This window comes from Listeria kieliensis, assembly GCF_003369925.1.
In the GTDB taxonomy this organism is placed as follows: domain Bacteria; phylum Bacillota; class Bacilli; order Lactobacillales; family Listeriaceae; genus Listeria; species Listeria kieliensis_A.
The window spans coordinates 285,866-310,934 of the sequence record NZ_LARY01000001.1 but is presented as its reverse complement, the minus strand read 5'-3'; the positions used below and the strand labels follow the sequence as shown (position 1 = coordinate 310,934).

At 38.9% G+C, this 25,069-nt stretch carries 26 protein-coding genes and 1 pseudogene; 5 read left to right on the top strand and 22 right to left on the bottom strand.

Features of this window, described 5'->3' with window-relative positions; translation table 11 throughout:
- Positions 1 to 11: 11 nt before the first annotated feature.
- The 3 genes from UR08_RS01590 to UR08_RS01580 form a co-directional block, all read right to left on the bottom strand.
- Entirely contained in the window at positions 12 to 800 is a 789-nt protein-coding gene (locus UR08_RS01590; RefSeq protein ID WP_115751918.1) for a glucose-1-dehydrogenase, read from the bottom strand.
- Positions 801 to 905: 105 nt separating this feature from the next.
- The gene (locus UR08_RS01585) at positions 906 to 1,850 is read right to left on the bottom strand and encodes an alpha/beta hydrolase (RefSeq protein ID WP_115751917.1); all 945 of its coding nucleotides are present in this window, start codon (positions 1,848 to 1,850) and stop codon (positions 906 to 908) included.
- A 300-nt stretch (positions 1,851 to 2,150) separates the two neighbouring features.
- Positions 2,151 to 2,612, bottom strand: coding sequence for a DUF4064 domain-containing protein (locus tag UR08_RS01580; RefSeq protein ID WP_115751916.1), 462 nt, complete (start codon positions 2,610 to 2,612; stop codon positions 2,151 to 2,153).
- Between the two features lie 140 nt (positions 2,613 to 2,752).
- Between UR08_RS01580 and UR08_RS01575 the strand changes: the two genes are divergently transcribed.
- Both UR08_RS01575 and UR08_RS01570 read left to right on the top strand, forming a co-directional pair.
- Positions 2,753 to 3,577 (top strand): alpha/beta hydrolase, encoded by an 825-nt coding sequence (locus tag UR08_RS01575; RefSeq protein ID WP_115751915.1) that lies wholly within the window; start codon positions 2,753 to 2,755, stop codon positions 3,575 to 3,577.
- 13 nt (positions 3,578 to 3,590) lie between these two features.
- Entirely contained in the window at positions 3,591 to 4,466 is an 876-nt protein-coding gene (locus UR08_RS01570; protein WP_115751914.1) for an alpha/beta hydrolase, read from the top strand.
- Positions 4,467 to 4,527: 61 nt separating this feature from the next.
- On the opposite strand, the gene UR08_RS01565 is transcribed toward UR08_RS01570, so the two are convergent.
- Together UR08_RS01565 and UR08_RS01560 are read right to left on the bottom strand one after the other, a co-directional pair.
- Positions 4,528 to 4,983 carry a GNAT family N-acetyltransferase gene (locus tag UR08_RS01565; protein WP_115751913.1) on the bottom strand — a complete coding sequence of 152 codons (456 nt, stop codon included), beginning with the start codon at positions 4,981 to 4,983 and terminating at the stop codon, positions 4,528 to 4,530.
- Positions 4,970 to 6,028, bottom strand: a complete 1,059-nt coding sequence (locus tag UR08_RS01560; protein WP_115751912.1) for an AI-2E family transporter — start codon at positions 6,026 to 6,028, stop codon at positions 4,970 to 4,972. The genes UR08_RS01565 and UR08_RS01560 overlap by 14 nt, the downstream gene beginning before the upstream one ends.
- Before the next feature lie 144 nt (positions 6,029 to 6,172).
- Here UR08_RS01560 and UR08_RS01555 point away from each other — a divergent pair, with 144 nt between their 5' ends.
- Both UR08_RS01555 and UR08_RS01550 read left to right on the top strand, forming a co-directional pair.
- Complete coding sequence (locus UR08_RS01555) at positions 6,173 to 6,847, top strand: FadR/GntR family transcriptional regulator (RefSeq protein ID WP_115751911.1); 675 nt, start codon at positions 6,173 to 6,175, stop codon at positions 6,845 to 6,847.
- Positions 6,848 to 6,853: 6 nt separating this feature from the next.
- Positions 6,854 to 8,092 (top strand): CynX/NimT family MFS transporter, encoded by a 1,239-nt coding sequence (locus UR08_RS01550; RefSeq protein ID WP_115751910.1) that lies wholly within the window; start codon positions 6,854 to 6,856, stop codon positions 8,090 to 8,092.
- A gap of 90 nt (positions 8,093 to 8,182) precedes the next feature.
- Here UR08_RS01550 and UR08_RS01545 read toward each other — a convergent pair whose 3' ends face one another.
- From UR08_RS01545 to UR08_RS01520, 7 genes and pseudogenes are all read right to left on the bottom strand, one after another.
- The gene (locus UR08_RS01545) at positions 8,183 to 9,208 is read right to left on the bottom strand and encodes a WxLIP family cell surface protein (protein ID WP_115751909.1); all 1,026 of its coding nucleotides are present in this window, start codon (positions 9,206 to 9,208) and stop codon (positions 8,183 to 8,185) included.
- An 81-nt stretch (positions 9,209 to 9,289) separates the two neighbouring features.
- Positions 9,290 to 10,024 carry a WxL domain-containing protein gene (locus UR08_RS01540; RefSeq protein ID WP_115751908.1) on the bottom strand — a complete coding sequence of 245 codons (735 nt, stop codon included), beginning with the start codon at positions 10,022 to 10,024 and terminating at the stop codon, positions 9,290 to 9,292.
- Between the two features lie 35 nt (positions 10,025 to 10,059).
- Positions 10,060 to 10,785 carry a WxL domain-containing protein gene (locus UR08_RS01535; protein WP_420812307.1) on the bottom strand — a complete coding sequence of 242 codons (726 nt, stop codon included), beginning with the start codon at positions 10,783 to 10,785 and terminating at the stop codon, positions 10,060 to 10,062.
- Between the two features lie 33 nt (positions 10,786 to 10,818).
- A complete protein-coding gene (locus tag UR08_RS13065; RefSeq protein WP_240616009.1) occupies positions 10,819 to 11,502 on the bottom strand; it encodes a WxL domain-containing protein in 684 nt (227 codons plus the stop codon).
- 51 nt (positions 11,503 to 11,553) lie between these two features.
- Positions 11,554 to 11,649 (bottom strand): annotated as a pseudogene (locus tag UR08_RS13200) (LPXTG cell wall anchor domain-containing protein); the annotation flags it as partial.
- A gap of 274 nt (positions 11,650 to 11,923) precedes the next feature.
- Positions 11,924 to 14,293, bottom strand: coding sequence for an Ig-like domain-containing protein (locus UR08_RS01525; RefSeq protein WP_115751906.1), 2,370 nt, complete (start codon positions 14,291 to 14,293; stop codon positions 11,924 to 11,926).
- Positions 14,294 to 14,401: 108 nt separating this feature from the next.
- Positions 14,402 to 15,094, bottom strand: coding sequence for a cyclic nucleotide-binding domain-containing protein (locus UR08_RS01520; RefSeq protein ID WP_115751905.1), 693 nt, complete (start codon positions 15,092 to 15,094; stop codon positions 14,402 to 14,404).
- Positions 15,095 to 15,463: 369 nt separating this feature from the next.
- On the opposite strand from UR08_RS01520, the gene UR08_RS01515 reads away from it, so the two are divergent.
- Positions 15,464 to 15,964 (top strand): hypothetical protein, encoded by a 501-nt coding sequence (locus tag UR08_RS01515; RefSeq protein ID WP_133296329.1) that lies wholly within the window; start codon positions 15,464 to 15,466, stop codon positions 15,962 to 15,964.
- Positions 15,965 to 16,006: 42 nt separating this feature from the next.
- Here the strand turns inward: UR08_RS01515 and UR08_RS01510 are convergent, their stop codons facing one another.
- The 10 genes from UR08_RS01510 to UR08_RS01465 form a co-directional block, all read right to left on the bottom strand.
- Entirely contained in the window at positions 16,007 to 16,246 is a 240-nt protein-coding gene (locus tag UR08_RS01510) for a DUF3006 domain-containing protein (protein WP_240616008.1), read from the bottom strand.
- Positions 16,247 to 16,259: 13 nt separating this feature from the next.
- Positions 16,260 to 17,405, bottom strand: coding sequence for an MBL fold metallo-hydrolase (locus UR08_RS01505; protein WP_420812310.1), 1,146 nt, complete (start codon positions 17,403 to 17,405; stop codon positions 16,260 to 16,262).
- 114 nt (positions 17,406 to 17,519) lie between these two features.
- Positions 17,520 to 18,551 carry a glycosyltransferase family 4 protein gene (locus UR08_RS01500; protein ID WP_115751902.1) on the bottom strand — a complete coding sequence of 344 codons (1,032 nt, stop codon included), beginning with the start codon at positions 18,549 to 18,551 and terminating at the stop codon, positions 17,520 to 17,522.
- Complete coding sequence (locus tag UR08_RS01495; protein WP_115751901.1) at positions 18,548 to 19,963, bottom strand: lipopolysaccharide biosynthesis protein; 1,416 nt, start codon at positions 19,961 to 19,963, stop codon at positions 18,548 to 18,550. The genes UR08_RS01500 and UR08_RS01495 overlap by 4 nt, the downstream gene beginning before the upstream one ends.
- A gap of 43 nt (positions 19,964 to 20,006) precedes the next feature.
- Complete coding sequence (locus UR08_RS01490; RefSeq protein ID WP_165849932.1) at positions 20,007 to 20,951, bottom strand: acyltransferase family protein; 945 nt, start codon at positions 20,949 to 20,951, stop codon at positions 20,007 to 20,009.
- A gap of 4 nt (positions 20,952 to 20,955) precedes the next feature.
- Complete coding sequence (locus UR08_RS01485; protein WP_420812293.1) at positions 20,956 to 21,954, bottom strand: O-antigen ligase family protein; 999 nt, start codon at positions 21,952 to 21,954, stop codon at positions 20,956 to 20,958.
- 268 nt (positions 21,955 to 22,222) lie between these two features.
- Complete coding sequence (locus UR08_RS01480; protein ID WP_205757215.1) at positions 22,223 to 22,999, bottom strand: WecB/TagA/CpsF family glycosyltransferase; 777 nt, start codon at positions 22,997 to 22,999, stop codon at positions 22,223 to 22,225.
- 2 nt (positions 23,000 to 23,001) lie between these two features.
- Positions 23,002 to 23,652, bottom strand: coding sequence for a sugar transferase (locus UR08_RS01475; protein ID WP_115751898.1), 651 nt, complete (start codon positions 23,650 to 23,652; stop codon positions 23,002 to 23,004).
- A gap of 12 nt (positions 23,653 to 23,664) precedes the next feature.
- Positions 23,665 to 24,330: a CpsD/CapB family tyrosine-protein kinase gene (locus UR08_RS01470; RefSeq protein WP_115751897.1), complete on the bottom strand. Its 666-nt coding sequence runs from the start codon at positions 24,328 to 24,330 to the stop codon at positions 23,665 to 23,667.
- A gap of 6 nt (positions 24,331 to 24,336) precedes the next feature.
- Positions 24,337 to 25,053 (bottom strand): YveK family protein, encoded by a 717-nt coding sequence (locus tag UR08_RS01465; RefSeq protein ID WP_115751896.1) that lies wholly within the window; start codon positions 25,051 to 25,053, stop codon positions 24,337 to 24,339.
- Positions 25,054 to 25,069 lie beyond the last annotated feature (16 nt).

Below are 25,069 nucleotides of genomic sequence, written 5' to 3'. Positions count from 1 at the left end.
TCTTCCCTCTCTCAGCCTTTTCCATCTTGGAACGCCGGATAGAGCGTCATTCCACCGTCAACGAAAAGTGTAATTCCTGTTACATAACTTGATTCATCTGATGCTAGCCAAGCAGCGGCTGCTGCCACTTCACTTGGATCTCCAATTCGCTGCATTGGTACCATGCTAGTTGTTGCTTCTAGTTGTTTAGGATCAGCAAACTTCTTAGCATTGATAGGTGTATTAATAGCACCAGGTCCGATGCTGTTTACGCGAATATCACGCGCTGCATATTCCATTGCCACTGTTTCTGTAAAGAGTTTGACGCCACCTTTAGAAGCTGCGTAGTGAGCAAAAGTTGGCCAAGGAATTTGTTCGTGAACGGAAGAAGTATTGATAATGTTTCCTTTTTTGTTATTTGTCACAAAGTAATTTAATGCGGCTTTGGCTCCAATAAATACACCTGTTAAATTGACATCAATAACTCGCTTCCAGTCTTCAAGAGGAAGTTCGTGGGTATTATGTTTATTTTCCATTCCAGCATTATTAACCCAAACATCAATACCGCCAAAATGTTCCACTGCAGTATCAACTAGTTTTTGCACATCTGCTTCACTGCTGACATCTGCTTGAACGGCAATACCTTCTCCACCTGTTTCTTTTAATAACTCAACAAGTTCTTGAGCGGCTTCTGGATGGGAATGATAATTAATAACAACTTTCATGCCTTCTTCTGCAAATCGCTTTGCAATTGCAGAACCGATTCCCATGGAGCCACCTGTAATAACAGCTACCTTACCTTTTAATTCTTGAAATACCATTTGTAATCTCCTAATCTCTTTATCGTTTTTCTTGGCTGTACAAGTTTTTTCATGCGTTTAATCAAATTCAATCACACGAAGTTCCTTCTCTTGTTTCTAGCCAGTTTATTTTTTATTTACCCATGCCGTTGAAAGATCCATCGCAGCACGAGCAGCTTTTGTTTGATCAAGTGTGTTAAGCATCACGAAATCGTGAATCATTCCTTGAAATTGTACTTGTGTTACAGGAACGCCTGCTTCACGTAAATGGCGTGCATACTCTTCCCCTTCGTCGCGAAGAACATCTGCTTCTCCATTTAAAATCATTGCAGGTGGTAAACCTTGCAAATCTTCTTTTGTTGCGTGAAGTGGCGAGATTGTTTTAATTTTTGTATCTTGTCCAGTTGGAAGATATTTTTCCCAGAACCACTTCATTGCTTCTTTTGTTAGATAGTAATCTGTTGCAAATTGATTGTAAGATTCTGTGTCAAATGCATGGTTTGTTACTGGGTAATAAAGCAATTGTTTAGCAATTTTTGGACCTTTACGATCTTTAGCAAGCATCGTTAGAATAGTTGCCATATTTCCACCAACACTGTCTCCTGCAATGACAATTCGGTTCGTGTTCCATGCTTCTTTTTGTGCATTTTCAGCAATTTTAAGAAGAACAGCATAACATTGCTCAATTGCCACCGGATATTTCGCTTCTGGAGAGCGATCATATTCTGGAACAAACACAACAGAATTAGTTCGCACTGCAAGTTCTCTTACAAGCTTGTCATGCGTGTCTGCACTTCCAAGTACCCAGCCAGCTCCGTGAACATAAAGCATAACAGGAAGACTTTCTGTGCTATTTTGCGGTTTTACAATCCGCACATTGATTTTCCCATGCTCACCTAGATCCATTTCACGGTTCTCTATGTCAGCAGGTAATTTGTCAACGGGTTGTTTTTGCACCGTTTCAAGCACGTTCCTTGCTTCATCTACAGGTAGTTGATACAAAAAAGGTGGTTTTTCATTCGCGATACAAAAATCAAGTGCTTCTTTTTCCAATGAAATTCGTTTTACCATTTCTCATCCATCCAATCCTAATAAAGTTTCATGCAAAGAATTAATTGCTTGTCAAAAAGATTCTTGTTGAAGTTTACTAATGTATCTCTAATGAATCTCTCTGACTTTAAAGATTTACCCAGCACTTCTCTTTTTTAATCTCATTTCTCAAGTCAAAAAAACGGTTTTCATATCGGGAAAGTTGGTGTTTTATTGAACTACCAATGCTTTACTACGCTAATATTCTAAAATCGTTAACAAAAAAACAGCCTTTTTTTTCTAAAACTAGAAAAAGAAAGGCTGTTTTTAGTTTTACTTTCATTAAAAGTTTGAAAAAGCGTCTCGTTTTGGTTTACGAGCCCAACACATAATTGCCGCAATAAGAAACAAGAGCGCTGGAACAAAGCCAACAAGAAAAGTGGCCAAGATCACGACAATTCCTGCCAAGAGGAATAAAAAGCCGGCGAGCACAGGTTTTTTATTTCCCACAATAAAAATGATTCCTAAAATGCTAAACAAAATTACCGCGATAAGTGCCACGATGAAAAAGATACTAAAGCCGTGTAGTGCATCGACAATGGAAGAAGCAGAAGGCGCATCACTCAAACTTACTCCTGCATCATGTATGGCTTTTTCATACTTGCCAGCAAAAATTTCATACCCTGATTCTGTCTTCGTTTTTGCCAAAAAATTAAATGAAACAATGGTCATCGCGCCCTGCAAGAAAAGCGCCAAAACTAGGCCAATCACGCTTAAAACAACTTCGCCCGTTCGTTTAATCAAAAAGAATCCCTCCGATCTTATCTTTTTTAAGTATACTATTATTGGTTTCCACTGCCAAGTCTTCTTATTAAAAGATGCAGAACTGTTCAAATCCATGTATAATTGTAACAGTACGATTCTTGGAAGGAATGAAAATAATCATGTTCAAGCGAATACTTTTTGCAGGAATTCTCCCCTGTTTATCCGTTGTGATTGCGCTATTTGCACTTACGCAATTAAATGGTTCGTACGAAAAAATGGAAAACCAGCAGATTCCTTCTGTTTTTATACATGGCTATAAAGGAGCCGATCGCTCACTTCATGGTATGATTCGTCGTTTCGATCAGAAATATCACTGGGGAACCGATTCACTTGTTATCCGTGTTAGCACATCCGGCAAGATAACAGAGAGCGGTCATTACCGAAAATCAGCGAAAAACCCATTAATTAATGTTGTTTTTGAAAATAATCGTGCAAGTTTAACACAGCAAGCTCTCTGGACAAAAAAAGTGTTGTTATTTTTAAAACAACAGCACGGCATTATGAAGTTTAATGCTATTGGGCATTCGATGGGTGGTGGCGCGTTTATTTCTTACCTTGCAGCTTACGAAAAAAATGAAAACTATCCACAAGTGAATAAAATCGTCTTTCTTGGCGTTCCATTCTATCCGGAAGAATACATTAACGGAGAAGAATCGATCGCTTTAAAAAATGCGCCGATGATTCATACAAAGTTCGCTAAAAAAATGGCGAAAATACTGCCGAAAGACATTCAAATCATGATTGTTGGCGGCGATATACTTGATGGAACAGTAAGTGATGGTGTCGTTAGTTTATCGAGTGTGCTCTACGGAAAACAACTTTTTACGGAACAGCCGCTTAAAGTTCACATCGTAAAAGGAAGAGAAGCCACGCATACGAACTTGCATGAGCTTCCGCAAATCGATGCTTATATTGGGCATTTTCTTTTTTCAAATTCAAAGTAAAGGATTGTGAGAAATGAAAAAATGGATCATTATTTTATTGGTTTTTGCAGTCTTTGTAATTAGTTTTGGTTTTATTTTTACAGCGACTACTGAACACCGTGCAGCTGAAGAAAAGAAAGCGGCCAATCAAGTGAAAGCAAAAGAAAAAAAGAAAGCTAAACAATCTATTGAGATTGGAACACCCACTTTATTTGTTCATGGCTATGCTGGAACCAAAAATTCCCTTGGTCATATGATGAGTCGACTAGAGGAAGCGGACGGAGCTCATAAAGCGCTCACTATTACTGTAAAAAAAGATGGGACGCTTTCCGTTCATGGGAAATATGATAAATATACTAGACGCCCGCTAATTCAAGTTTTGTTTGAAGATAATAAAAGCTCGATGGTAAATCAAACAAAGTGGCTTAAAACAGTTTGTGCTACTTTAAAGCGCGACTATCATATTTCCAGAATAAACGTCGTGGCTCATTCTATGGGCGGTGTTAGTTTCACTAACTATTTAGAAGAAACAAGCACTCAAAATGCTTATCCGATTACTGAAAAACTGGTTTTAATCGGAGCCCCTATCAACGGACTCGCAATTGGTGATAGTCGTTATAACCTTTCGGAAAATGGTCCGAAGACGGAAACGGAGCGCTACGCAAACCTCTATAAAAACCGAGAAAAAATCGCTAAATCTATTCAAGTCTATACGATTGCAGGCGATGTATTAGACGGAACGGAGAGTGATGGCAGTGTGCCTCTTGCAAGTGCTTTGTCTGCTAAGTTCATTTTCCAAAACGTAACGAGTTATAGCGAAAAAGTATTCAGCGGAAAAACGGCTTCACACAGCAATTTGCACGAAAACGAGGAGATTGATCAAGCCGTTTCTGAATTTCTTTGGGATTAACGAAAAAGACTGATCAATTTGTTAGCTTTTTTTAAACCTAACGAATTGATCAGTCTTTTCTTTATAAGTCTTGCATCAAGCGAACCATATCCCTACATTCCACCCCGTTTTCAAAAATAGGGTCTGGATAGTGTCTTCGAAAGAAATCAAGATCCAGATGGGTCATTCGAAAGCCGCATTTGAGATACAAAGCAAGTGGGCCAAGAGAGGAATTGGCCGTTCCGACTTCTAACGTTCGCATTCCAGCTTCTTTAGCACGCGTCAAAGCATCTTGAGTGAGCATTCGCCCGTAACCTTGTCCGCGGAATGCTTCGCGAACGGCTAAGTTAACCAGTTCCATTGTTCCAGGGCGCGTTTTTAAAAGTACGTAAACACCGATTAAATGAGCAGGCGTTTCTTGGTCAAAGAGTCCGAAAACTTGGCCGCGTTCAAGGTAATCCTCCACATATTCTTGGTTAGGGTCAGCATCTAGTAATAAATCAAGCGGAAAGTCCTTTTTTAATTCAAGAATCTCCATTTTTCTTTTTCTTCCTTCCTCCAAAAAAGTTTTTACGCGGGATCTCGCTTGTGCTACGGACATCAAGGACGTCAAGCAAGAAAACAAAAATAGGAATTCCAACAATTAGTCCCCAAACCCCGAAAAATTGCTCGGAGAAAATTAAAACAATAAAGGTATAAAACACGGGTAAATCCGTTTTGGAAGACATTAATTTGGGATTTAAAATATACGTTTCGATTGCATGAACGACGACAACGGTCAGCAAAATGTAGAAGACGTCTGTGAAGCCGCCAATGGAGTATGCAATAATTGAAAGCGGAATACACGAAATGATTACGCCCGCAACGGGAATCATTCCTAAAATAAACACCATAATCGATAAGCTGAGTAGCTGTGGGAAGTGCATTAAATAAAGAACAGCTGTTGTAATCAGCGTATTAACGAGTGCGATTAAGAGTTGCGCCTCAAGGACAACACCAAAGGTAGAAACAAATTTTCTTCCAAAGTAGGCGACATCTTGGAAAATAAAGCCTACTTTACTAGTTAAGAAACGAGCCGAAAATTGCGTGACGCGTTCCTTTTCTAAGGAGAAAAATAGACTTAAAATCAAGGCCATGAAAAAAGATAAGCCCAAAGAGCCAATTCCCGAAAGCGAAGCAATCAAAAATTCTACGCCTGATTGTAAATATTTTTCGATATTCGATTGTTTCAGCCACTCCACGATCCAAATGACTATTTGATTGTCGCCTGGATGGTTGTACATTTTAACGAGCAAAGTGACAAGTTGCGAAATTTGATGAATTAAGATTGGCAAATAATGTACAATCGCAATATATAAAAAGGCCGCTACAGCCACATAAAGCACAATGACAATCAGCTTTCTTGGCATTCGGATTCGTTTTAAAATGACATTTTCAAGACGAGTCACAAGAAATGCGAAGATAAATGTTAAAAGTATTAAATCAATCATGCTGCGAACAAAGTATAAGACTAATCCGAGTAAAACAAATACCAGTATTCTTCGTAGCGTATCTTTTTTCAAGAGCCCACTCAGCCATTCCATTTTTTCTAACCCTCTTTCTATGTATCTTTTCATTTTATCATATGAAAAGCCAAGTTCGTACTTTTTAGCCAGACCCTATTTACTTTTCATCTTGTTTACGCTAAAATTGAACCTATCATCCTACCTTTAGAGAGGAGTTTTTTTATGTCTGCCCAGCTTGACCGGAAGCCACTTGCTGAACAAGTTTACGATGCGCTTCTCAAAAAAATCACTTCGGGTGCTTGGCCACTTCATAGCAAGATTCCCAGTGAAAAAAGTTTAATGGAAGAGTTTGGCATTAGTCGAAATACACTTCGTGAAGCGATTCGCGCCCTCGTCCACGTGGGCATTCTTGAAGTCAGGCAAGGAGTCGGAACGATTGTATTAGCAAATGATGAATGGAGCGCTAGTTTGCAACGCCGGATTGCCAAGTCCTCACTTGGTGAAATTTTCGAAGTGCGTCACGCGCTTGAAACAGAAATCGCTATTTTGGCCTGCAAAAGAAGGACAAACGAGGATTTAGAAAGTTGTTTAAATCTGTCTAAACAGTGCATTGCGGCCGTTGAAAGTCAAGATATGGCGAAGTTTGTCAAAAGTGATATTGCTTTACATGAATCGATCGCAAAAGCTTCACATAACCGCTTACTTGTTGATTTATATCAGCGTTTGCTTGAAGAAATTGAGCTTTCCATTTATAGCACTACCGTTTTTGAAACGCACTATACCTATGGACACACTGCCTTACTTCAAGCGATCAAAGAGCGCGACACGGAGCGTGCAAAGCAAGAAGTGGATCTCTATATTGCAGCTTATAAACAGAAATTAAAGTTAGAGGAGTAATGATAAGTGAACGAACAACCTGATTTATTAAATACTGAACTTGAAAAAGCAAGAAACCTAAAAATCTCCCTTGTACTAGGAATTATTTTTGTAGCGATCAATTTAAGAATGCCTATTACATCAATTAGCCCGTTACTTGAACTTATTCGTAAGGATTTACCAATTTCGAACACACTTGCGGGTTTTTTAACCACCCTACCATTAATTGCTTTTGCGGTAATTTCCCCTTTTGTTTCCAAACTTAGTCGTAAGCTCGGTGTAGAACAACTCGTGTTTTATACTTTATTATTTCTAGTTTTCGGAAGTTTTATTCGTCCTTTTGGAGACAATCTCACTTTTCTACTAATAGGAACGCTTTTGATTGGAATTGGGATTGCTGTTGGAAATGTTATTTTGCCGAGCATTATCAAAAAGGAATTTCCCTTCCAGCTTGGCCTTCTAACAGGCATTTACTCCATTTCCATGAATTTATTTGCAGCAATCGCCTCCGGGCTTAGCTTCCCGCTCGCAAATAATTTTGGACTAGGCTGGCGCGGAACACTTTACGTCTTTTCTGCTTTCACCGTGCTTGCGCTTCTAATTTGGCTTTTTCAACTGGGCAAGAAACCAAAGCAAGTGGCTTCCGCCAATTCGAAAAAGCCAGCTCACGCGCATCAAAGCGTTTGGAAATCGAAGCTTGCTTGGCAAATTGCTGTCGTGATGGGCGTTCAATCGGCCGTGTTTTATATCAATGTTGCTTGGCTTCCAGTTATCGTTCAAGATCGCGGCTTTACAGCAGCGGATGGGGGCTTCATGCTTTCGCTCATGCAATTTGGAATCATCCCGATCACCTTTATTATTCCGATCATTGCAGGAAAAACGAAAGATCAGCGGGTTCTGATGAGCCTCGCTAGTTTTTTCATCTGCGGCGGAATTATCGGCTTAATGCTTCCAATTGCTAGCCTTGTTTACCTTTCGATCATTTCGATTATGCTTGGAGTCGGAGGCGGAATGGCCTTTAGTCTTTCCATGATGTTTTTCAGTTTGCGAACAAGCACACCGGAAGAAGCCGCGGAAACGTCTGGGATGGCTCAATCGGTCGGCTACTTATTAGCTGCTTTCGGTCCCCTTCTTTTTGGATTCTTGCATGATGCGCTAGGTAACTTCGAAATTTCGCTTTTCATTTTGCTAGCAGCAGGCATCGGTTTGTTCCTAGCAGGTCTTGGCGCAGCCAAAGATCAAAAGTTATTTGATATTTCCCACTAACTCTAAACAAAATGGCTTGAAGTCTCACTTAAAAGGAGGACTTCAAGCCATTTTGTTGATTTACTAACCTTGCGTTTCTTGCTTTTAATATCATGATTTTGTTCGACGACTGCGACGGCCTAACAAGTAAACAACTACTAATAAAATCAAGACAAGAATCGCGCCACCGATGATGTAATACATCGTGTAATCCTTCTCTAATTCAACCGCACGGTCATTGAACTTTTTCGCCTCTTTTCGTTCAATTTCAAAGTCTTTTTTCCACTTCCAAGTTTTATCCGAGGCTTTTAATTGCATATGCAAGGTGTATTTTCCTGGTTTAAATGGCTTATTGTCCCAACTGATTCCATAATTAAAATTCGAATTAGGAGCCATCCGTAAATGTTCTTTATTCGTTTCAAATAATACCTTTTTACCGCCTTTTTTAGTCACATAAGCTTTAATTTCCATCTCAGGAACAATAAGCGCTGCCTTGTTCTGCACATTGGCCTTTAAAACATTCCGGAAATTCACTTGTGAAGGCTTGATATTCCCTAAATCAAAATTTTCCTTTGACTTTTCATCGGATTCCTGGAGAACCACTCCGACTACAAAGGCATATTTATTTTCAATTTGAACTCCCGATGCTTTCTTCTGTTTCGCATTTTCAGCTTCCTTCTCATTAAAACGAAGCCCACCTAAAATAGTTCCTTTAAAACCATTTTCGGGCATTGTAAGTGCTACTTGAACTCGCTTACTACTTTGTTTAGGGATCGTCGTTTCTCTCCCCATTTTTGCAAGACTTGAAAATGGGTGTTTCAAAGTTTTATCAAATTTATGACCCATATAACTGTAATCTACGATCCCATTATCGTTTGTAATCGCTGTATTAGCACTCATTTCAACGGTAATATCTCGATCCGCAGCATTCGTGAGTTCCACTTCAATCATTTGCTTTTCACCGGGGCGCATTTTTAAATCAAAATACGTTTTTGTCTTATCCATCTGGTTATCTGGTAAAACCGCTGATACTGAATATGGCATGCTTGTTGCAGCTTTTACAGTTGATTGAAAAGCACCACAAACAAGAAAAACAGCCGCAAAAGCCCCTACAATACCTATTATTTTCCTTTTCATTTGAGAACTCCTTTATTCAAAAAAAGAGGGAAAATAAAGCTCCCTCTTTCTGTGTAATCATTTAATCTAGCGAATAAAAACTCATAGACTTGGTGCAGTTGGTCCTGCCGTAAGTGTCCAAGTTAGCGTTGACGTATAAGTTCCTGGTAGCTTTTTAGCTTCTGCTGGAACATGTAATTTTACATTTTCATTTGTATCTGTCGCGCTTGTTCCCGGTGCGTTTCCAAATGCTGCTGTCCACGTACCCATCCCTTGTTCTGCTTTCGCATCAACAACCGTTTGGCTAGCGCCGTTTACAACAACCTTATTCGCTACAGTCTCTGGTTTGAATTTCGCATCCATTGTCGAAGCAAGCGTTGTCCCTGAAAGTGTCAACTCTGCCCCTTCTAAAACTGCATCCCCATTTTTGAACTCACTCCCTGAAACCTCAAGTGTCCAACCAGCGTTTTTACCGGAGTTATCCGTTACTTGCACATAGCTAGGTACAAAACGGTCAGCTCCTGCTGAGTCCGTTCCTTTTGTGAATTTCGCAAAATAATCTTTCGCTTCCCCAGAAATGGTTTGTTCACCAAAATCAAGTGAAGAAGCAAAGTCAATTCTAAGAGAACCTGTAGTTGGGTTTGGATCTTCTTCGGGAACAAATTCTTCCTCTGGTTTTGTTGGATCTTTTGGTTTTGTTGTTCCTGATTCATCTGATTTAAAGTTTACTTTCGCATTGCTTGTGGTGGAAGCCGCTTCCACTTGATACGCAGTTCCACTCACGAGTAATGCAAAACCTAAAGCACTTGCTGTCATCATTTTTGTTTTTGTCTTCATCAATTTAAACTCCTCTTTTTTAGTATAGTTGACTCTTAAACCGCGCTATCTGTTAATGTCCAAGTTAAAGTCGTTTCATATTTACCTTCGACTTTGGCAGTGTCGCCAGGAACCGTAAGGGAAATACTTTGTTTTCCGCTGTCTTGATCAGCTCCAAATTGATCAAACCATGTTCCCATCCCTTGGTTAGCATTGGCAATCATCACATCACTCGCTGCACCTGCTGGAGATAGTGTCATTGCTTTAGCAGTGGGGGTGTTTGTAGCACTCTTATTGCTTGATTTAAGTGTTGGGTTTTCAAATTTTAAAACCGCTCCATCTAGTTCAGAACTTCCATTTTTAAATTGCGCTTCTTGCTTCACCGTTAGTTTCCAACCAGCGTTTGTTCCGCGGTCATCTGTAATTTGAACCATATTGGGACGCTCACTAATCGCTCCACTTTCTGCATCCTTCACTTGGTCAAGCGTTGCATAATAGACTTCCGTGCTCCCTGAAATCTTTTGTGTCCCAAAATGAACATTGGAAATATAATCAATACTAAGGGGTCCATTTGTTGGAACTACTGGATCTGGATCTACTGGAATAACGGGCTTCCCAGTATCTGGATCTTTTGGTTTTGTTGTTCCTTTGTTTTTTTCAAATGTAATATCCCCTTTGGAAGTTGTGATTCCTCCGTCTTTAACGGCTTCCTCCGCATATGCTGGAATAGCGACAAGTGAAAGTCCAACTACCGCTGCCAAACTAGTTGCAGTTAATGTCAATGTTTTTTTCATAATTAAAAGACTCCTTTGTTTTTAAATAGGGGAATCATGTAATTCCCATGTTAATGATGTTTGATACTTGCCTTGTTCCTTTGTTACTTCTCCTGGTACGGTAACAGAAATAGCCGTTTGGGCCTCTTGATTGTCTTTTCCAAATAACCCGAGCCAAGTGCCGGCACCAGTTCCTTTCTTCGCTTGAATCACGAGACTACTTTCTTTTCCATCTGGATCAAGCGTTATTTCTTGAAAAGCAATCGGGGGACGTTTAGACTCTCCTGATACCATATGAAGCTTGCTTAATTTTATCTCAGTTCCTTCCAGTTCATGTGCTCCATTTCGAAACTGACCATTTTGCCGAAGGACTAACGTCCAACCACTCAGTGAACCACGATCGTCTGTTACTTGAACAAAATTCGGTACTTGTTCCAAGCCTTTCTCATCTGATCGTTGTACTTGGATGAGAGGGGCATAATACCTTTCTTCCTCCCAACTTCCCTTTTGTGCATGAAATTGAATATTGGGCACAAAGTCAAGACTCAGTGGACCTTTGATCTCTGTTGCTTTATTTCCATCTGTAAAATGGATGTCCTTGTTTGGATCATAAGGATGTTTAGGCGCTGTAGCGATCTCATCTGGTGGTAAATAAAAGAGGTCTACTTTAGACTTCGTAATAGCCGCTGTTGCATCCTTCTCAAAAGCAAGAAAACTACTTAGCAAAACAAAGCATCCAAAGAGGCATAAAAAAGTTCTTCTCAATCGCTTGTTTCCCGAGAACACTATCCAAACTACTACAATCAGAAATCCAGCTAAAATCCAGCTAAAAGAGGATTGGTCTCCAGTTTTTGGCAAAGTCGTTGGTAACATTGAATGATTTGACTGACTTTTTCCTTCCGCTTCATTCCATGCTGCTTTTTTTGTTTTCCCTACTTGTGAAGAATTATTATTCATATTACTTTGTTTTTGGGAATGGGGTTTGGGAGGCATTTTTTCACTAAAACTTAATCCGACGTCAGATGTATAACTTACAGTATCATTTGCAGATACCGAATGTGGGGAAAGAAAAAGCAAGCAACAGGAAAGGAACATCAAAATTGGTAAACTGTATTTTTCAAACATTACTTTTCCCTCCGTTCCTTTCTCATGGTGCATCTTCAAGTGTCCAAGTGATGCTTGCTCGGTAATTCATATCTGCATAAATTTCTCCAGGAATCGCTTCTAAAACAAGCCCACAATCATCTTCTTTTTTTAAATCAATCGTTGTTGTCCCTTGTTTAGCCTGCTTATTGATAAAGATTGGAGCAGAAATTTGGCTAAGGGGTTGCTCATTGATTTTCCCATCTGCTTCTTTTGCGCGATAAATCAAGTTGCCCGAAAATGCTTTTCCATTTTGGCTTGTAAGCGGAGAATCAAGTGTTGCTTTCAATTGCCAATTTTGCACAGTACGTCGATCATCAGTAATTTTAAGTTGTGCGCTTCCTATAGGCTGTAATAGCTGACGATAATCTTTTATTGTACCACTATAAGCGAGATCTGCTGGTACCTCTTCAAAAGATAAAGTATCTGATTTCACAGTTACCTTCACTTTTTTTGTGTATCCTCCCCAAGAAATATCAACCTCATAAATTCCAGGTGTTGAAGAAACAGTTCCATTTACGGATACATCATCCAACGGAACTTTGGTTCCAATAGATTTACCAGTACCATTCCAAACTTCTATGGCTGATTCTTCTTTAATTTTCTTTACAAGTTGTGCTGTTGTTAATGGAAAATCCGTACTGTACATTACAAAATCTTTTGCTCTAATGTATACCTCACCATTACCAGTCATATACTCGTCCAAAATGAAAGTAGGCACATCTATCAGCGTACGATTACCAGCTTTATCTTGGAGCTTTACTCCAATTTTTTGAAAACCATAATGTGTCAAGTCCGGTTTTTGTTCATAACTAACAGTCAAATTGTCTGCACTTGTCCCCGCATTATCTTGAACATTTTCGAGTAGTGAGCGTGGATCATCTGGTAAAATATCGCCTACATGAAATTCTTGTTTTATAGCTGTAGCACTTGGCGGTATGGTATCCACCACTTCAGCAAACTCAGAATCTTCACTGACGTTTCCAGCACTATCTGTGCTTACTGCATAGTATTTTGTATAGGGAACAAGTGGCAACAGACCGCTTGGGATCGGGATCGAAAAGTTTCCATCCCCATCAGTATTCCCCATCGCAATTTTTTGCTTAGAGGCATCAAAAATTTCTATTTTTGAATTCGCTTCAGCTGTTCCAATAAAATTTTTATCTTGGTCCTTTAGCTCTTGGAATACTGGTGAATCTGGAGGTGTCGTATCCAAAACACTTTCGTCAAACATAACTGACTTCCCATAAATGGTCCCTATTATTGTAATAGTTTCTCCAGCTTTGAAATAATTTCCTGGTGGTAATTTAAAGCGGAAATTACCATTTTCATCTGCTCTAACAGAATAGAGTAACGGTTTTCTCGGATCATCATTTGGAAGTCCCGGTTTAGGAAGTGCTGGACTACCTGTGAACCTTAACATAACTTCTGGATCGGTTTTTCCTATAATTGTCGAACTGTGTTCATCATTTGGATTATCAACTAATTGTTCAATTGTAAATCGAGGATTAGCTTCGTCCATTAAGCGCTGCGCTTTATCTAACTCAACTTGATATTCTTGCTTCAATGCTGGGTCTAAAATCACATTAATTTGTTTTTGAACTGCATCAATATCTCCCTGAACTACTGATAGGCGAAGCTTTGTATGAGTCTCATCTCGAAACAACTCATCAATTCCTACACGTGCTTCATCCACGCCTTGATCTAAATCAATAATCGAAATCCCAGAAAAAATAGTACTCGTAAAAGTTTCATAAGGATCAATATAGACTCGAGCTGTTAATTTTCCACCTGTACCTGTAAACGTTGTATGTTGAAAAACATCCTGAACAGAAACGAGTGAATTAAAACCTGGTGGAAGAACAGAACTCCCCAGATTCAAATCCTCTGAATTTAATACGTCTGTACTGCTTCTTCCAACTGCATATCCAGGTCCAGCTCCGTCATAAGTAGCTTTATAAGAAATTTGATACTTGTGCCCAGCAATCGTATCAAAGCTTTGAGCAATCCCAACTTTTCTTCCATTCGCAACGGTTCCATTCACATAAATTTTAAACTGATTTTTAGTATTAGCAAACGTTACGGATCCTATTGGAGTACCGCCATCAGTAGATATTTCCCCCCACTCTCCCAATATTCTAGGTTCCCACAAAGATTTTGGGCTGAAATAGTAAGGCATCCATTTGGTGATATTTAGATGGTTGTACTCTTCTAGGATTTCAGGATCCTGTACAACGCTAACAGCACGCTCGCGTGCTGCATTAACCTTAGTTTTATGTTTAAAATCCGGAAACGGAAGAACTAAGCCTATAATCAACATTGCTACCATGCCTAAAATGATAAGCTTATTTTCAAATAGCCTCTTTCCTTTCAACTCTAATTCACCCCCTTCCCGCAGAATGTAACTTCATTATCATCTAATTTTTTTCGCAATATAATTCTTTAAGAATAAAAAAATCTATATTTGTGTCTAATTTGTGACTTATAAAACTGAATATTCAGTTAAAAATTGTGACTTTAAATGATTTAGTAACTTATTTTGATCCAAAACAAGTCGTTTGCGATGCAAAAAAACACCTTTTTGATAGAGCAATTGAATTTCTTCATTCGTTCTCGCAAGTCCTGCTTGCGCAAACTGAGAAATAAAAGTTTGAGTTACATAGCGTGGAAATTCAACAATTCCTCCTTCTCTTTTCTTGCCAACAGTTGTTGAAAGCCGAAACAATGCCCAAGCAACTTTGAAACTCGTCCTATCATTAGAAAGCGTATAAGCCAAAAAAATCTTTAGCAGCTGAGTAATCACTTTCTCAAATAGCTTGTGATATTTACGAGGATCAACATAAAGATGAGATAAGAAAAATTCTTTATCCATCTCATAAACGACAACATCTTCAAGTGAAACAACTTGGTACTGAATAAAAGCAGGCAAGTTCCACTCATTTGTATCCTCCATTAATACCTCCAAATTGATTAAACTATTTTCGTCAAGAATTTCTGTACTAATTAACTCACCTTCACGATTTACTGTTTGAACAAGGAGATATCCTTCCTTCACAAAATACACTTTATCTTTAATCTGGTCGACCGTTCGATAACAGATTTGATTAGGTTCATAAACTTTTGTTTTCCAAAAAACGGAATACCACTCTTTGGACATTATTTCTTCAAAACTCACGCTCGTCACTCCCTCTTCATAACAACTAACCTCTATGGGTTTATTATAACGAGAAAGTTTATTGTACAGACTGATGCGGCGTTACAGGTTGAGAACCTTAATTTTGTCGAAATTGTGAAGAAGTGAATTGTTTTTCGTTTCTTTCTATGCTAGAATACGATTGGTTCCCACAGTAGGAGAATTAATAGACCGATGAATTTCCTCTCACATCTATCAGAAGAATCACGCTTTCAAACTAGTGTTGTAAAAGCAACCTTTTCCTCTCGAAAAAAATTATTTGAGTATTCCGCCTTACACAAAGAAAAAACGATCGGTGTCTTAGAATCTGGTTGTGCGCTGATCGAGATCTATGATCAACGAGGCTACTGGATGCCACAAAAAATCATGAAGCCAATAACAATTTTTGGTATTGAAAACTTAACAGAAACATTTCAAGAAGAAAACCTAATGGAATATCGTGTTAAGGGACTTGAAAAAGGAACTTTTTACAAAATAAATAAGGACTATATGCATCTTCTGATTGCGACTGATCCAGAACTCCAACAATTTATCCAAAATCAACTTATCAATCATTTGGCCAATATCTCTTCCCGCTATCATTACAGCCAGTATGCTCTTTACCAAAAACTGTTGCTTGAACTCTACCGCATCGCTTGCGACCTTGACCTTTCCTTCGAAAATAAAACAATCGTGTTTCCAACCTATATTAGCATTTCATTTCTAGCTGGCTACCTTCGCGCAGGACGTAATCGTATTTCAGAGCAGCTTGAGGAATTAGCTCAGGAAGAAATACTCCTGTCTCGTAAACCCATTACTTTAGTCACTCGAAAGCTCTTTCAAAAATTACAGGAAAATTTTTCCTCTTTTTAAATGCAAAAAGGTCTGATATTACATTGAATATCAGACCTTTCTTTACTTATTCATATTCTTCTTGCGTAATTTCTTCAACTTATCAGCAATACGTTTCTCTCCTGCAAGCGTGGCTTCTTCATCTTTCTCAATTCTAGCACAGATTGTTACAGCATCGCCTTCCTTAATCTCGCTTGGAAGCTCACTTTCTGGCCACTCGAGCGAGACTTCACTTTCAGAAGTAATAAAAACAGCAATGCCATCTTCCACTCTGTCAAGCGTCGCTTTGATTTCTCGCTTCATTTTCTCCACCTACCTATTTTATAGTCGCAAGTCCCTGCTCTTTGATTTGGCGAACAATGCCCTTGCCGATACCGTTAATCCGCTTTAAATCATCAATAGAAGAATAAGGTCGATGCGCAATAATTTTCTGCGCCAACTCTGGCCCAATTAAAGGTAAAAATTCCAAGTCTTTTGCAGGCGCTGTATTTAAATTGATCGAATCAGGCATCACTTCGTTTCCGCTGTCTTCTGTTTTCGACGCTTCCTCCGTTTTCTTGCTCGAAGAATAACTACTTCCCGACTTGATTTCTCCTTCTTTTTCAGTCACAACGTTAAGTTTTTTACCATCTGTTGAAAGCGTGACTGTGCCATTCACATCCGTTCCATACGTCGTAATATCACGCTCTTTCAGCCATTCTAGGACTTCAACATGTGGGTGTCCATAACTATTCCCTTTTTCAGCTGAATAAATCGCAACTTCTGGTTTCACCTTATCTAAAAACGCCGGGGAATTGGAAGTCGATGAGCCGTGGTGCCCTAAATCTAAAATATCAGCTTGTAGCGGTAAGCCGCTTTCGATCATTTCTTTTTCTCGTCCTTTTTCAGCATCTCCTGTGAAAACCGCGGAGATTTCCTTATACGTCAAATGAACCGCTATCGAATCATCATTTGCATTGCCACTTAGTTTGCTAGGACTTAATACTTCCAAGTTAAACGGTCCAAAACTTGCCTTGTCGCCCGCTTTTGGCTCCTTATAAAGCGCATCCGAAGCAAGCGCAGCATCAATCACTCTTTCATAAGTTGAACTATTAAACGCTAGGCCATCCATCCAAATTTCTTTAGGCTGATACGTTTTAATGACTTTATCCGCATTTCCAATATGATCGGCGTGTGGATGCGTCAAAAGGAGCAAATCAATTTTCTTCACTTGTTTTTCTTCAAGAAGCGTCATAATCCGATCATCATCTTGCCGCCCCGTATCAATCAAAATTGTTGTGCCATCATCCGCGCGAATCAAGGTGCTATCGCCTTGTCCAACATCAAAAAAATCAAATTGCGCACCTTTCAGTGTTTCACTTGAAAGCTTGGGCTCACTTCCTTCAGATGACGCTAAAAAATTGCTGCATCCAGAAAGCAACAGCAGCAATCCTAATCCCCAAATTAACCATTTTTTCACGATGTAAATCCTCCTCAACACGCTCATTATACCAGAACGTCCGTTCCCAGTCAAAGCGCATCAAAGATATAAGTTTAGTGCATCCAATCTGCCGATTCATTTCTTATCCCGCACAGTCTAGGCTTTTAATGTCCTGTATAATTTTGACCAGACTTCATGATAGTGTTCAATGGAAAAGTTCGATTCAATCGTTTTTCTTGCCTTTTGGCTGTAGTCTTCTCTGACCGATCGATTTTCTAAAAACGCTCTCAGTTGCGCGATCATCGCTAAAATATCGCCCGGATCCGTAATCATCCCATTTTCCTGGTCTTGGATCACATCTCTGATTTCCCCTACATTCGTTGACAAATTGGGAATTCCAGCTGCCATCGTTTCTAAAATCGCCATCGGAAGTCCTTCATGATAGGAAGGAAGAAAATGTAAGACACTAGTGGCTAAAATTTTTTCTTGATCTTTTTTGGATGCCCAACCGCCAAGAAACACATTGGCTAAATTTAATTGTTTAATTTCAGTCATTATAGCTTCCTTTTCGCCATCTCCATAAAGTACAAATTGGATTTCCGGAAAAAGCAGCCCAATTTGTTTAGCTACTTTCAGGATGTCATAGCTTCCCTTGCGTTTCCCAATCCGCCCAAATGTAACGATCGTTTTCGAGTTTGCATCATAGGAAAACTTTTCTGGAACATGAACGGCATTTGGGATAACTGAAATGGGGGTTTTAGTTAATTTGCGATAATAGCTCGCCCAATTTTCGCCCAAAACCACAATATGGTCAGTCTTCCTTAAAGTCTCTCGAATCCGAAATCGCAAAATCCAATTACTTTTTTCATAAAACACATCAAATTGGGAGGCGTGCATGTGAAAGATCGTTTTAACACGGCGGGGAAGCAAGCTTTTTAATAAAGCCTTCCGGAAAAAGCTTCCTTTTTGTGCCACATGAAAATGCACAATATCGATTTGTTTTTCACGAATAACACGCCGGATAGAACGAATGGCTTTCCATTCCCGCCGCGCTTTGCTAACTGCAGACCAGGAGTTCAAAAAATATAAACGGTGCTCACGACTGACGTAATAATTCTTAAAGTTATCAATAACAGTTGCTATGCCACCCTTTTCGTTTGAATCAGGCCCAACCATTAATATATTCATATCTTTTTCATTCCTTTCCTTGGAATCAGGTTAAAAAGCTGCCTGAGTTCTGTTCGATAAAGTGTCATCAAGAAAATGAGAGCACCTAAAATAAGTCCTTTTTCCAAAAAAGTATCTCTAAAAATACTGTTGTAAAGAGATAAAGCATATAGTAGTCCCGTTATAATCAAGTGCCGCTTCACCGAAAAGCCTTCCCAAATCCGCATCGAAAAATAAGTGCGTGCTAAGAAAAAAGCAATGTAAGCGGTCCCTGTCGCAAGAGCTGCCCCTATCGCGCCGTAACGTGGGGCAAGCAGCAAATTAAGCGCTACCGCTACGATTAAAGCAATGACTGAAACATAAATATTCAACACGCTTTTTTTCATGAACACGATGCCTAAATTTGTGGTTTCACTTACCGTCATCATGAGCGGATAAAAGCAAAGAAACGGGAAAATATACTGTGCTTCACTATACGCAGGTGACAAAATCACAACAACGAATCCTTTAAAAAGCAGCAACAGAAGAAAACAAAATGCAATGGTGAACATGACGAGATCACTTACTTTTTTGTAGTAAATGATGGGTTTTTTTTGTTCGTACCACTCATAAGCTGTCGGAATCCAAAAATTGGCGAAGCTCACTTGCAAAACCATTAGTGCACTTGCGACTTTAAACGCTGCTGTGTAAATGCCTAATTCGTCAAAATCAGCAAAATAACGCAAAGAAAGTTTATCAATCACGATAAATAAGCTGTAAAGAAAGGTACCTGCAGCAACAGGGATACCAAATTTGGCTAGTTGCTTGACCAGTGCCCCGTCTATAGCTTCAAAGGCCTGTTGAAAAAGTTTCAAATGAAACAAAATGAGGAGAGCATCCCCCACCATTTGTCCGATCAGCATGCCATAAACCACGGTGATGAACACCGGTTTAAAAAAGAGTAATCCGCAGACAGTTCCTGCCAAAATCGCAAATTTAATCCAAATGCTGCAAGCAGAAAAGCTTAAAGCGCGATTTTCCATTCGAATAAATAATAAAATAAAACGTTCAAAAATAAGTAAAATGGTGGAAAGTGCGAGCAAATAAACAGCCATCTGATAATTAGGATCTGAAAAGAGCCACGCTGAAACTGTTGAAGCGAATACACTTAATCCGACAATCAAAACAAGTGCAGAAAGAAGTGGCACTAGCATCGCTTGAACGAGTAAATGCTTTTTGTTCTCCGCGGCGTGAAATTCACGTGTAAAGGCTTGATCGAAGCCAAGGTAAATGATATAAATCAGCAAGGTTTGAGCTAATAAAAACATACTCGTTTTCCCATATTCTGCTGGTGATAGAAAATAAGTCGTTACGGGTATCAAAATCAAGTTAAGTAAAGCGGCACCAAGTGAGCCAATGGAAAATTGGCCGAAGCGAATTAATAATTTCTTCAAAAAAATCCCATTCTTCCTGTGTTAAAATAAAAAATTTGAATCCTCACGACATCCAATATAAAAGGACGATTTGAATCATCAAGATGAAATAAGTTTGGTGGGTGGCCATGAAAAACATCGTATGTCTACCAACGAAGTTTAATAAGCGAGAATCCTTATTTCCGAATCTCTTAAGTAGAACAAGCACCACGAAAATCCCTGAAGCGGCTCCTGCAAAAAATAAAATAAAATTTCCATAGTAGCCATGAAAAATATCGATTCTTTCTTGAGAAATCCAGTAGTTGAGTGAAACAACCATCACAAAAAATAAACTCGTAAAAAGCAATGCACCTTTAGTTAAATAGGGAGCAAATGGTTGTTCTTTTTTTCGATATAGATAACCTAAAAAGTAAAATAATAAGCCAGTGGGCACTGTGTCTAAACTAAACGGCCAAATCGTGCCTTGTACCGTTACGGTCAAAAAAAGACAAATGAGGAGGACTATGCCGATTATTTGATAGACAAAATAGCCTTTCCTTCCCATTCTTAGTAATAGTTCAAATAGAACTTCCACAAAAAACAAGCTAAACAAAAACCAGAGAGCTCCAATATGAGCCGTATACGGTGTATCTCGCAAGCCTAAAATCGTTGAGAAAAGAAATTGATTATCCCAATGTGCGTAATAGGAAAAAGTAGGCATCAAGTGAGAAATCACATATTTAAACCAAAAAAAAGAAAGTATACTAAATCCATAGAAAGGGAGCACAAGCCTTTTAACATATTTTTTTATAACTTGGCTTAAAGTGGCTTTATTGTTTTTTTGAGAAAGTCCTCTTAAATAGCCTGAAATGAAGAAAAATAAAGGCAAATGAAAGGCATAAATAGGGACTAAAAATACATTGATCCACGAGAGGCGACTCGCACCCAGTACAAGAAAATGGCCAAGAATGACAAGTAACATGGCCACGCCTCTTCCGTTATCAATCCATTGCAAACGACGATTGGTCATAATTCTACATTCTCCTTCTTCCAAGTTGGTCATTTCTCGTGTGTGTCAGCATAATTCCGCCGCAGATCAACCCTAATAAAGTCGTACATAGAGCAGAAAACAAAACGTGTCCGGCAAAAAAGCTATATAAAAGAATGGTGATTAGCGCAATCGTATGGGTCGAAAGATTCTTTCTGCGAAGAGAAAGTATCAAAAAGTAGCCAATAACCGAGTTAACTAGTAAAGTCCCGATAAGGCCCAGCCCAAATAAAGTATCAAAGAAATCCATCTCCATTAAGCCGCCCACACCAGCGCCACCAAAATGGATCAAGCGATATTCAAAACCAAAACCGATCCACGGAATGCTAAAAGGGTTACTTGAATCCCAAAAGCTTTGAAAGCCTAGCTTTAAATATTCACTTCTTGAACTGGTTAGTAAGCGTATTAAATTGCCATCATATAAATGATAGAAATAAGTAATTCTTGCATAAGTTCCAGAAATGGCACCGATAATGAAGTCTTTTCCTACAAAAATCAAGCAGGCAATCGAAACTGTGAATAAACTCACCATAAATATTCGGTAAATCGACTGAATCTTTTTTTCAAAAAACAAGAAATCAATCAATAGTGCAATCGTGTAAATCACTCCAAAAACAACACCCGTTTTGGTACTGATAAGCAGTAAACTACTCAGTAACCCCAAATATAAAAGAAGTAAAAAAAGAGAAGCCCATTTTCTTTTATTCACAATCGACAAAGTCACGGCTCTTCCCGTAAAAATTGTCGCAATCATAAAAGCTATGGTTATATCGTTTGTAGCAAAAAAGAAGCCCTTATACCCCGCATTGCTGTTTGCATACGTATAATGCCCCATGTCAAGCGCGTAAGGAATGAACAGCCCGAGTACGAGAAACAAACTAATAAACAGAAATAAATCGCTATAATTGATGTTGCGGAACTCTTCTCGTCTTTGATAAATGTAATAAGGAATAAGCAGCCAGAGAGAAAATTTGATGATGGTCACTAAATCACTCACGAGTAAAGAAAAAGGATTTTGTAACACTACATTTTGGAAAAGAATAATTAAAAAGCATCCTAAAAGGCATTGTACCGTTAAGAACGTATAAAATTTTCTCGGAAAGCCATAAGAAAAAATAGCGACTAGTAAATAAAGAAAATAAAAAGCCCTGTAAAATATGCCAATTGGCAGGTTGATATGGCTGCTCAAAAGAAAACCATTGACACAATCCACTAAGGGAAATATGATGGTTAACCCTATAAAAAAAATGATATTACTTGGAATTTTTTTCACCTTTTTGAATAGCTCCTCTTTGTTTTCTTTTCTCGCGAAACACAAGTGTTAGAAAGCGAAAATTACCGATAAGATAGCGTTTAAACATTCTTCTTGGTTCTTGGATGAAGCGGTAAAACCACTCTAAACCTGTTTTTTGCATCCATTTTGGAGCCCGCTTTGTCTTGCCAGCAATCACATCAAAGCTTCCCCCAACCCCCATCACAAAAGGAACTTGCATCTCCTCCTTATGCGCATGTATCCAAAATTCTTTTTTAGGTGAGGAAAAAGCTACAAATAAAATGTCGGCTTGACTTTCCCGTATTTGCTGAGCAATTTGGTTTGATTCATCTTCTTCAAAATAGCCATTTCGATATCCTGCAATGACTAAATTGGGATACTCCATTTGATGTTTTTCCACAACAGTTTGGACAATTCCTTCTGCTGCACCAAAATAGTAAACTCGCCATCCTTTTTCAGCTGCTCGAGTAACCAAGCTTTCAAATAAATCGATCCCAGTCACGCGTTCAGGAACCGGGTATCCTAAAAACCTTGCCGCCCAGACAATAGACTGCCCATCGGCATTTACAAGTGGGCTTTCTTCGATAATCGCTTGTAGCTCTTCATTTTCCGCCATCAAATTGATTTTGCTTGCATTAATGACCACGTGTTGACTTGGCTTTTGATTTAAAATCAGCTTTTCAATTTGTAAAAGAGTTTCAGCCATTGTCAGCAAATCTAAAGGACTTCCAAGCAAATGGATACGTTTTCCCTGCATTGTTAGTAAGCACCTCTTGGAATCAGTAGGACGACAAACGTCTTACACAAAATTTTAAAATCGAGTTTCCAAGAAAGATTAGCGATATAGCACAAATCGAGTTCTACCATTTCTTCAAAGCTCAATTCATTTCGACCACTGACTTGCCACAACCCCGTACAACCGGGTGTAATGAGTAAGCGTTGCTTATCGTAAGCGGAGTAAATAGCCACTTCTCGTGGTAAAGGTGGCCTAGGACCAACCAAACTCATATCTCCTTTTACGACATTCCAAATTTGCGGTAATTCATCTAAACTCGTTTTTCTAAGCAAACGTCCCATTTTTGTGACACGTGGATCTTTTTTCATCTTAAACATCGCACCCGCAATTTCATTTTGGCTTAAATATTTTTCAAGCTGTTCTTCGGCATCTGTATGCATCGTTCGAAACTTATACATATAAAAGGTTTGTCCATTTTTCCCAACACGTTCTTGTTTGAAAAAAACAGGTGCCTTCCAGTCTGTGATTTTTATGCTCAAAGCAATCAGAAGAAACAAGGGGGAAAGCAGTAGCAATGCTAGCAAACTTAGAATTTTGCCGACACGCGTTTTCCATTTTATATAGTCTGTACTTTCCTTTTCTTGAAACAATAAATTAGCCTTACTTTGTTCCACGAATCCCACTCCCTAGTAATCATATTTTTTTGCATTCTTTGTACCGTTTAAAATAATGCCCAACAATTTTGTTTTCGAGCGTTGCAATTGAATCACGGCTCGTTTGGCATTTTCTCTTAGCGTTTTGTGATACCTGCACACCAGTATCACCCCGTCTAGCGAATCGATTAAAACGAGCGCATCTGAAACAACTGTGACAGGCGGCGTATCAATAATAATCTTGTCGAATGATCCTCTTAACTTTGTGATTAAATCCTTCATTTTTGTGGAAGCAAGTAAATCATTTGGATTCGGCGGAATGGAGCCACTTGTCAAAATCGAAAGCGATGAATTTTTTAATACTACTTTTTGCAAACTTTCTTCCAAACTGATCGCGCCAGTTATGACATTTGATAATCCCGTGTATAGATTCTTAGAAAAACGTTTGTGCTGTGTAGGTTTTCTTAAATCTGCATCAATTAAAAGGGTCCGCACGCCTTTTTCTGCGTAGGCGACTGCTAAATGAGAAGCAATTGTCGACTTTCCCGTGCCACTTTCTGGTGAAGTAATTAGAATCACTTGTTTTTTTGTGTCAATCTCCGAAAAATCAATGCCCGTTCGAATTAATTTAAACTGCTCACTAATTATCGAATAGTCTTCTTTTAGTTGTTTCTTGCCAGTTTGGTTTGATCGAAGCATGAGTATTTATTCGCCTCCCTTTATGTTTTTAGAAGGAAGATCGTCATTTTGAAATGCACAAACTTCTCCTAACACTGTTAATCCCAAAAACTCTTCAACTTCATCGGATGAAGTAAACGTCCGGTCCAGCAATAATTTGATAAAAACGAAACCGAACGAAAAGAGAATCCCGACAAAAAATGCCAGTGTCATCATTAAAGTCTTCCTTGGAGCGACAGGCTTCTCTCTACCTGAAATTTTTGCTTCTGATAAAGTCGTGACATTATCGATTTTCATAATTTTCGGCAGCTCTTCTGTAAAAATTTGAGCAGTGGAATTCGCAATTTGAGCCGCAATCTGAGGATCTGGATCTTCTACAGCTATATTAATAACCTGCGAATTAGTAGCATTTTTAACTTGTATTTTCTCTGCGAGTTCTTGTGCGTCATACTGATTTCCTAAGTCATGTTCAACTGCATTTAAAATACGCGGGCTTAAAATAATCGCGCTATACGTGTTGACGAGTTGTAAGTCCGCTTCTACAGTTTGTGAATCAAGGCTATTCTTTTTTTCTCTTTCAGACTGATTCACTAAAATTTGGGTGTTTTCTTGATAAATCGGTGCGGCAATATATTCCAGATAGATGAGCATGCCAAGCACTGTAACTCCAATGATTCCAACAAGCCACCAAATGTTTTTTTGTATCGCAAGTATCATTTTTTTCAAACTAATTTGTTCATTCATGTCGTTCTCCTAATTT

Bases quoted from the DNA above. Each gene is read 5' to 3' on its own strand.
- UR08_RS01590 (WP_115751918.1), bottom strand. From the start codon at position 800: ATGGTATTTCAAGAATTAAAAGGTAAGGTAGCTGTTATTACAGGTGGC.
- UR08_RS01585 (WP_115751917.1), bottom strand. From the start codon at position 1,850: ATGGTAAAACGAATTTCATTGGAAAAAGAAGCACTTGATTTTTGTATC.
- UR08_RS01575 (WP_115751915.1), top strand. From the start codon at position 2,753: ATGTTCAAGCGAATACTTTTTGCAGGAATTCTCCCCTGTTTATCCGTT.
- UR08_RS01570 (WP_115751914.1), top strand. From the start codon at position 3,591: ATGAAAAAATGGATCATTATTTTATTGGTTTTTGCAGTCTTTGTAATT.
- UR08_RS01565 (WP_115751913.1), bottom strand. From the start codon at position 4,983: ATGGAGATTCTTGAATTAAAAAAGGACTTTCCGCTTGATTTATTACTA.
- UR08_RS01560 (WP_115751912.1), bottom strand. From the start codon at position 6,028: ATGGAATGGCTGAGTGGGCTCTTGAAAAAAGATACGCTACGAAGAATA.
- UR08_RS01555 (WP_115751911.1), top strand. From the start codon at position 6,173: ATGTCTGCCCAGCTTGACCGGAAGCCACTTGCTGAACAAGTTTACGAT.
- UR08_RS01545 (WP_115751909.1), bottom strand. From the start codon at position 9,208: ATGAAAAGGAAAATAATAGGTATTGTAGGGGCTTTTGCGGCTGTTTTT.
- UR08_RS01540 (WP_115751908.1), bottom strand. From the start codon at position 10,024: ATGAAGACAAAAACAAAAATGATGACAGCAAGTGCTTTAGGTTTTGCA.
- UR08_RS01515 (WP_133296329.1), top strand. From the start codon at position 15,464: ATGCCACAAAAAATCATGAAGCCAATAACAATTTTTGGTATTGAAAAC.
- UR08_RS01510 (WP_240616008.1), bottom strand. From the start codon at position 16,246: ATGAAGCGAGAAATCAAAGCGACGCTTGACAGAGTGGAAGATGGCATT.
- UR08_RS01500 (WP_115751902.1), bottom strand. From the start codon at position 18,551: ATGAATATATTAATGGTTGGGCCTGATTCAAACGAAAAGGGTGGCATA.
- UR08_RS01490 (WP_165849932.1), bottom strand. From the start codon at position 20,951: ATGACCAATCGTCGTTTGCAATGGATTGATAACGGAAGAGGCGTGGCC.
- UR08_RS01480 (WP_205757215.1), bottom strand. From the start codon at position 22,999: ATGCAGGGAAAACGTATCCATTTGCTTGGAAGTCCTTTAGATTTGCTG.
- UR08_RS01470 (WP_115751897.1), bottom strand. From the start codon at position 24,330: ATGCTTCGATCAAACCAAACTGGCAAGAAACAACTAAAAGAAGACTAT.
- UR08_RS01465 (WP_115751896.1), bottom strand. From the start codon at position 25,053: ATGAATGAACAAATTAGTTTGAAAAAAATGATACTTGCGATACAAAAA.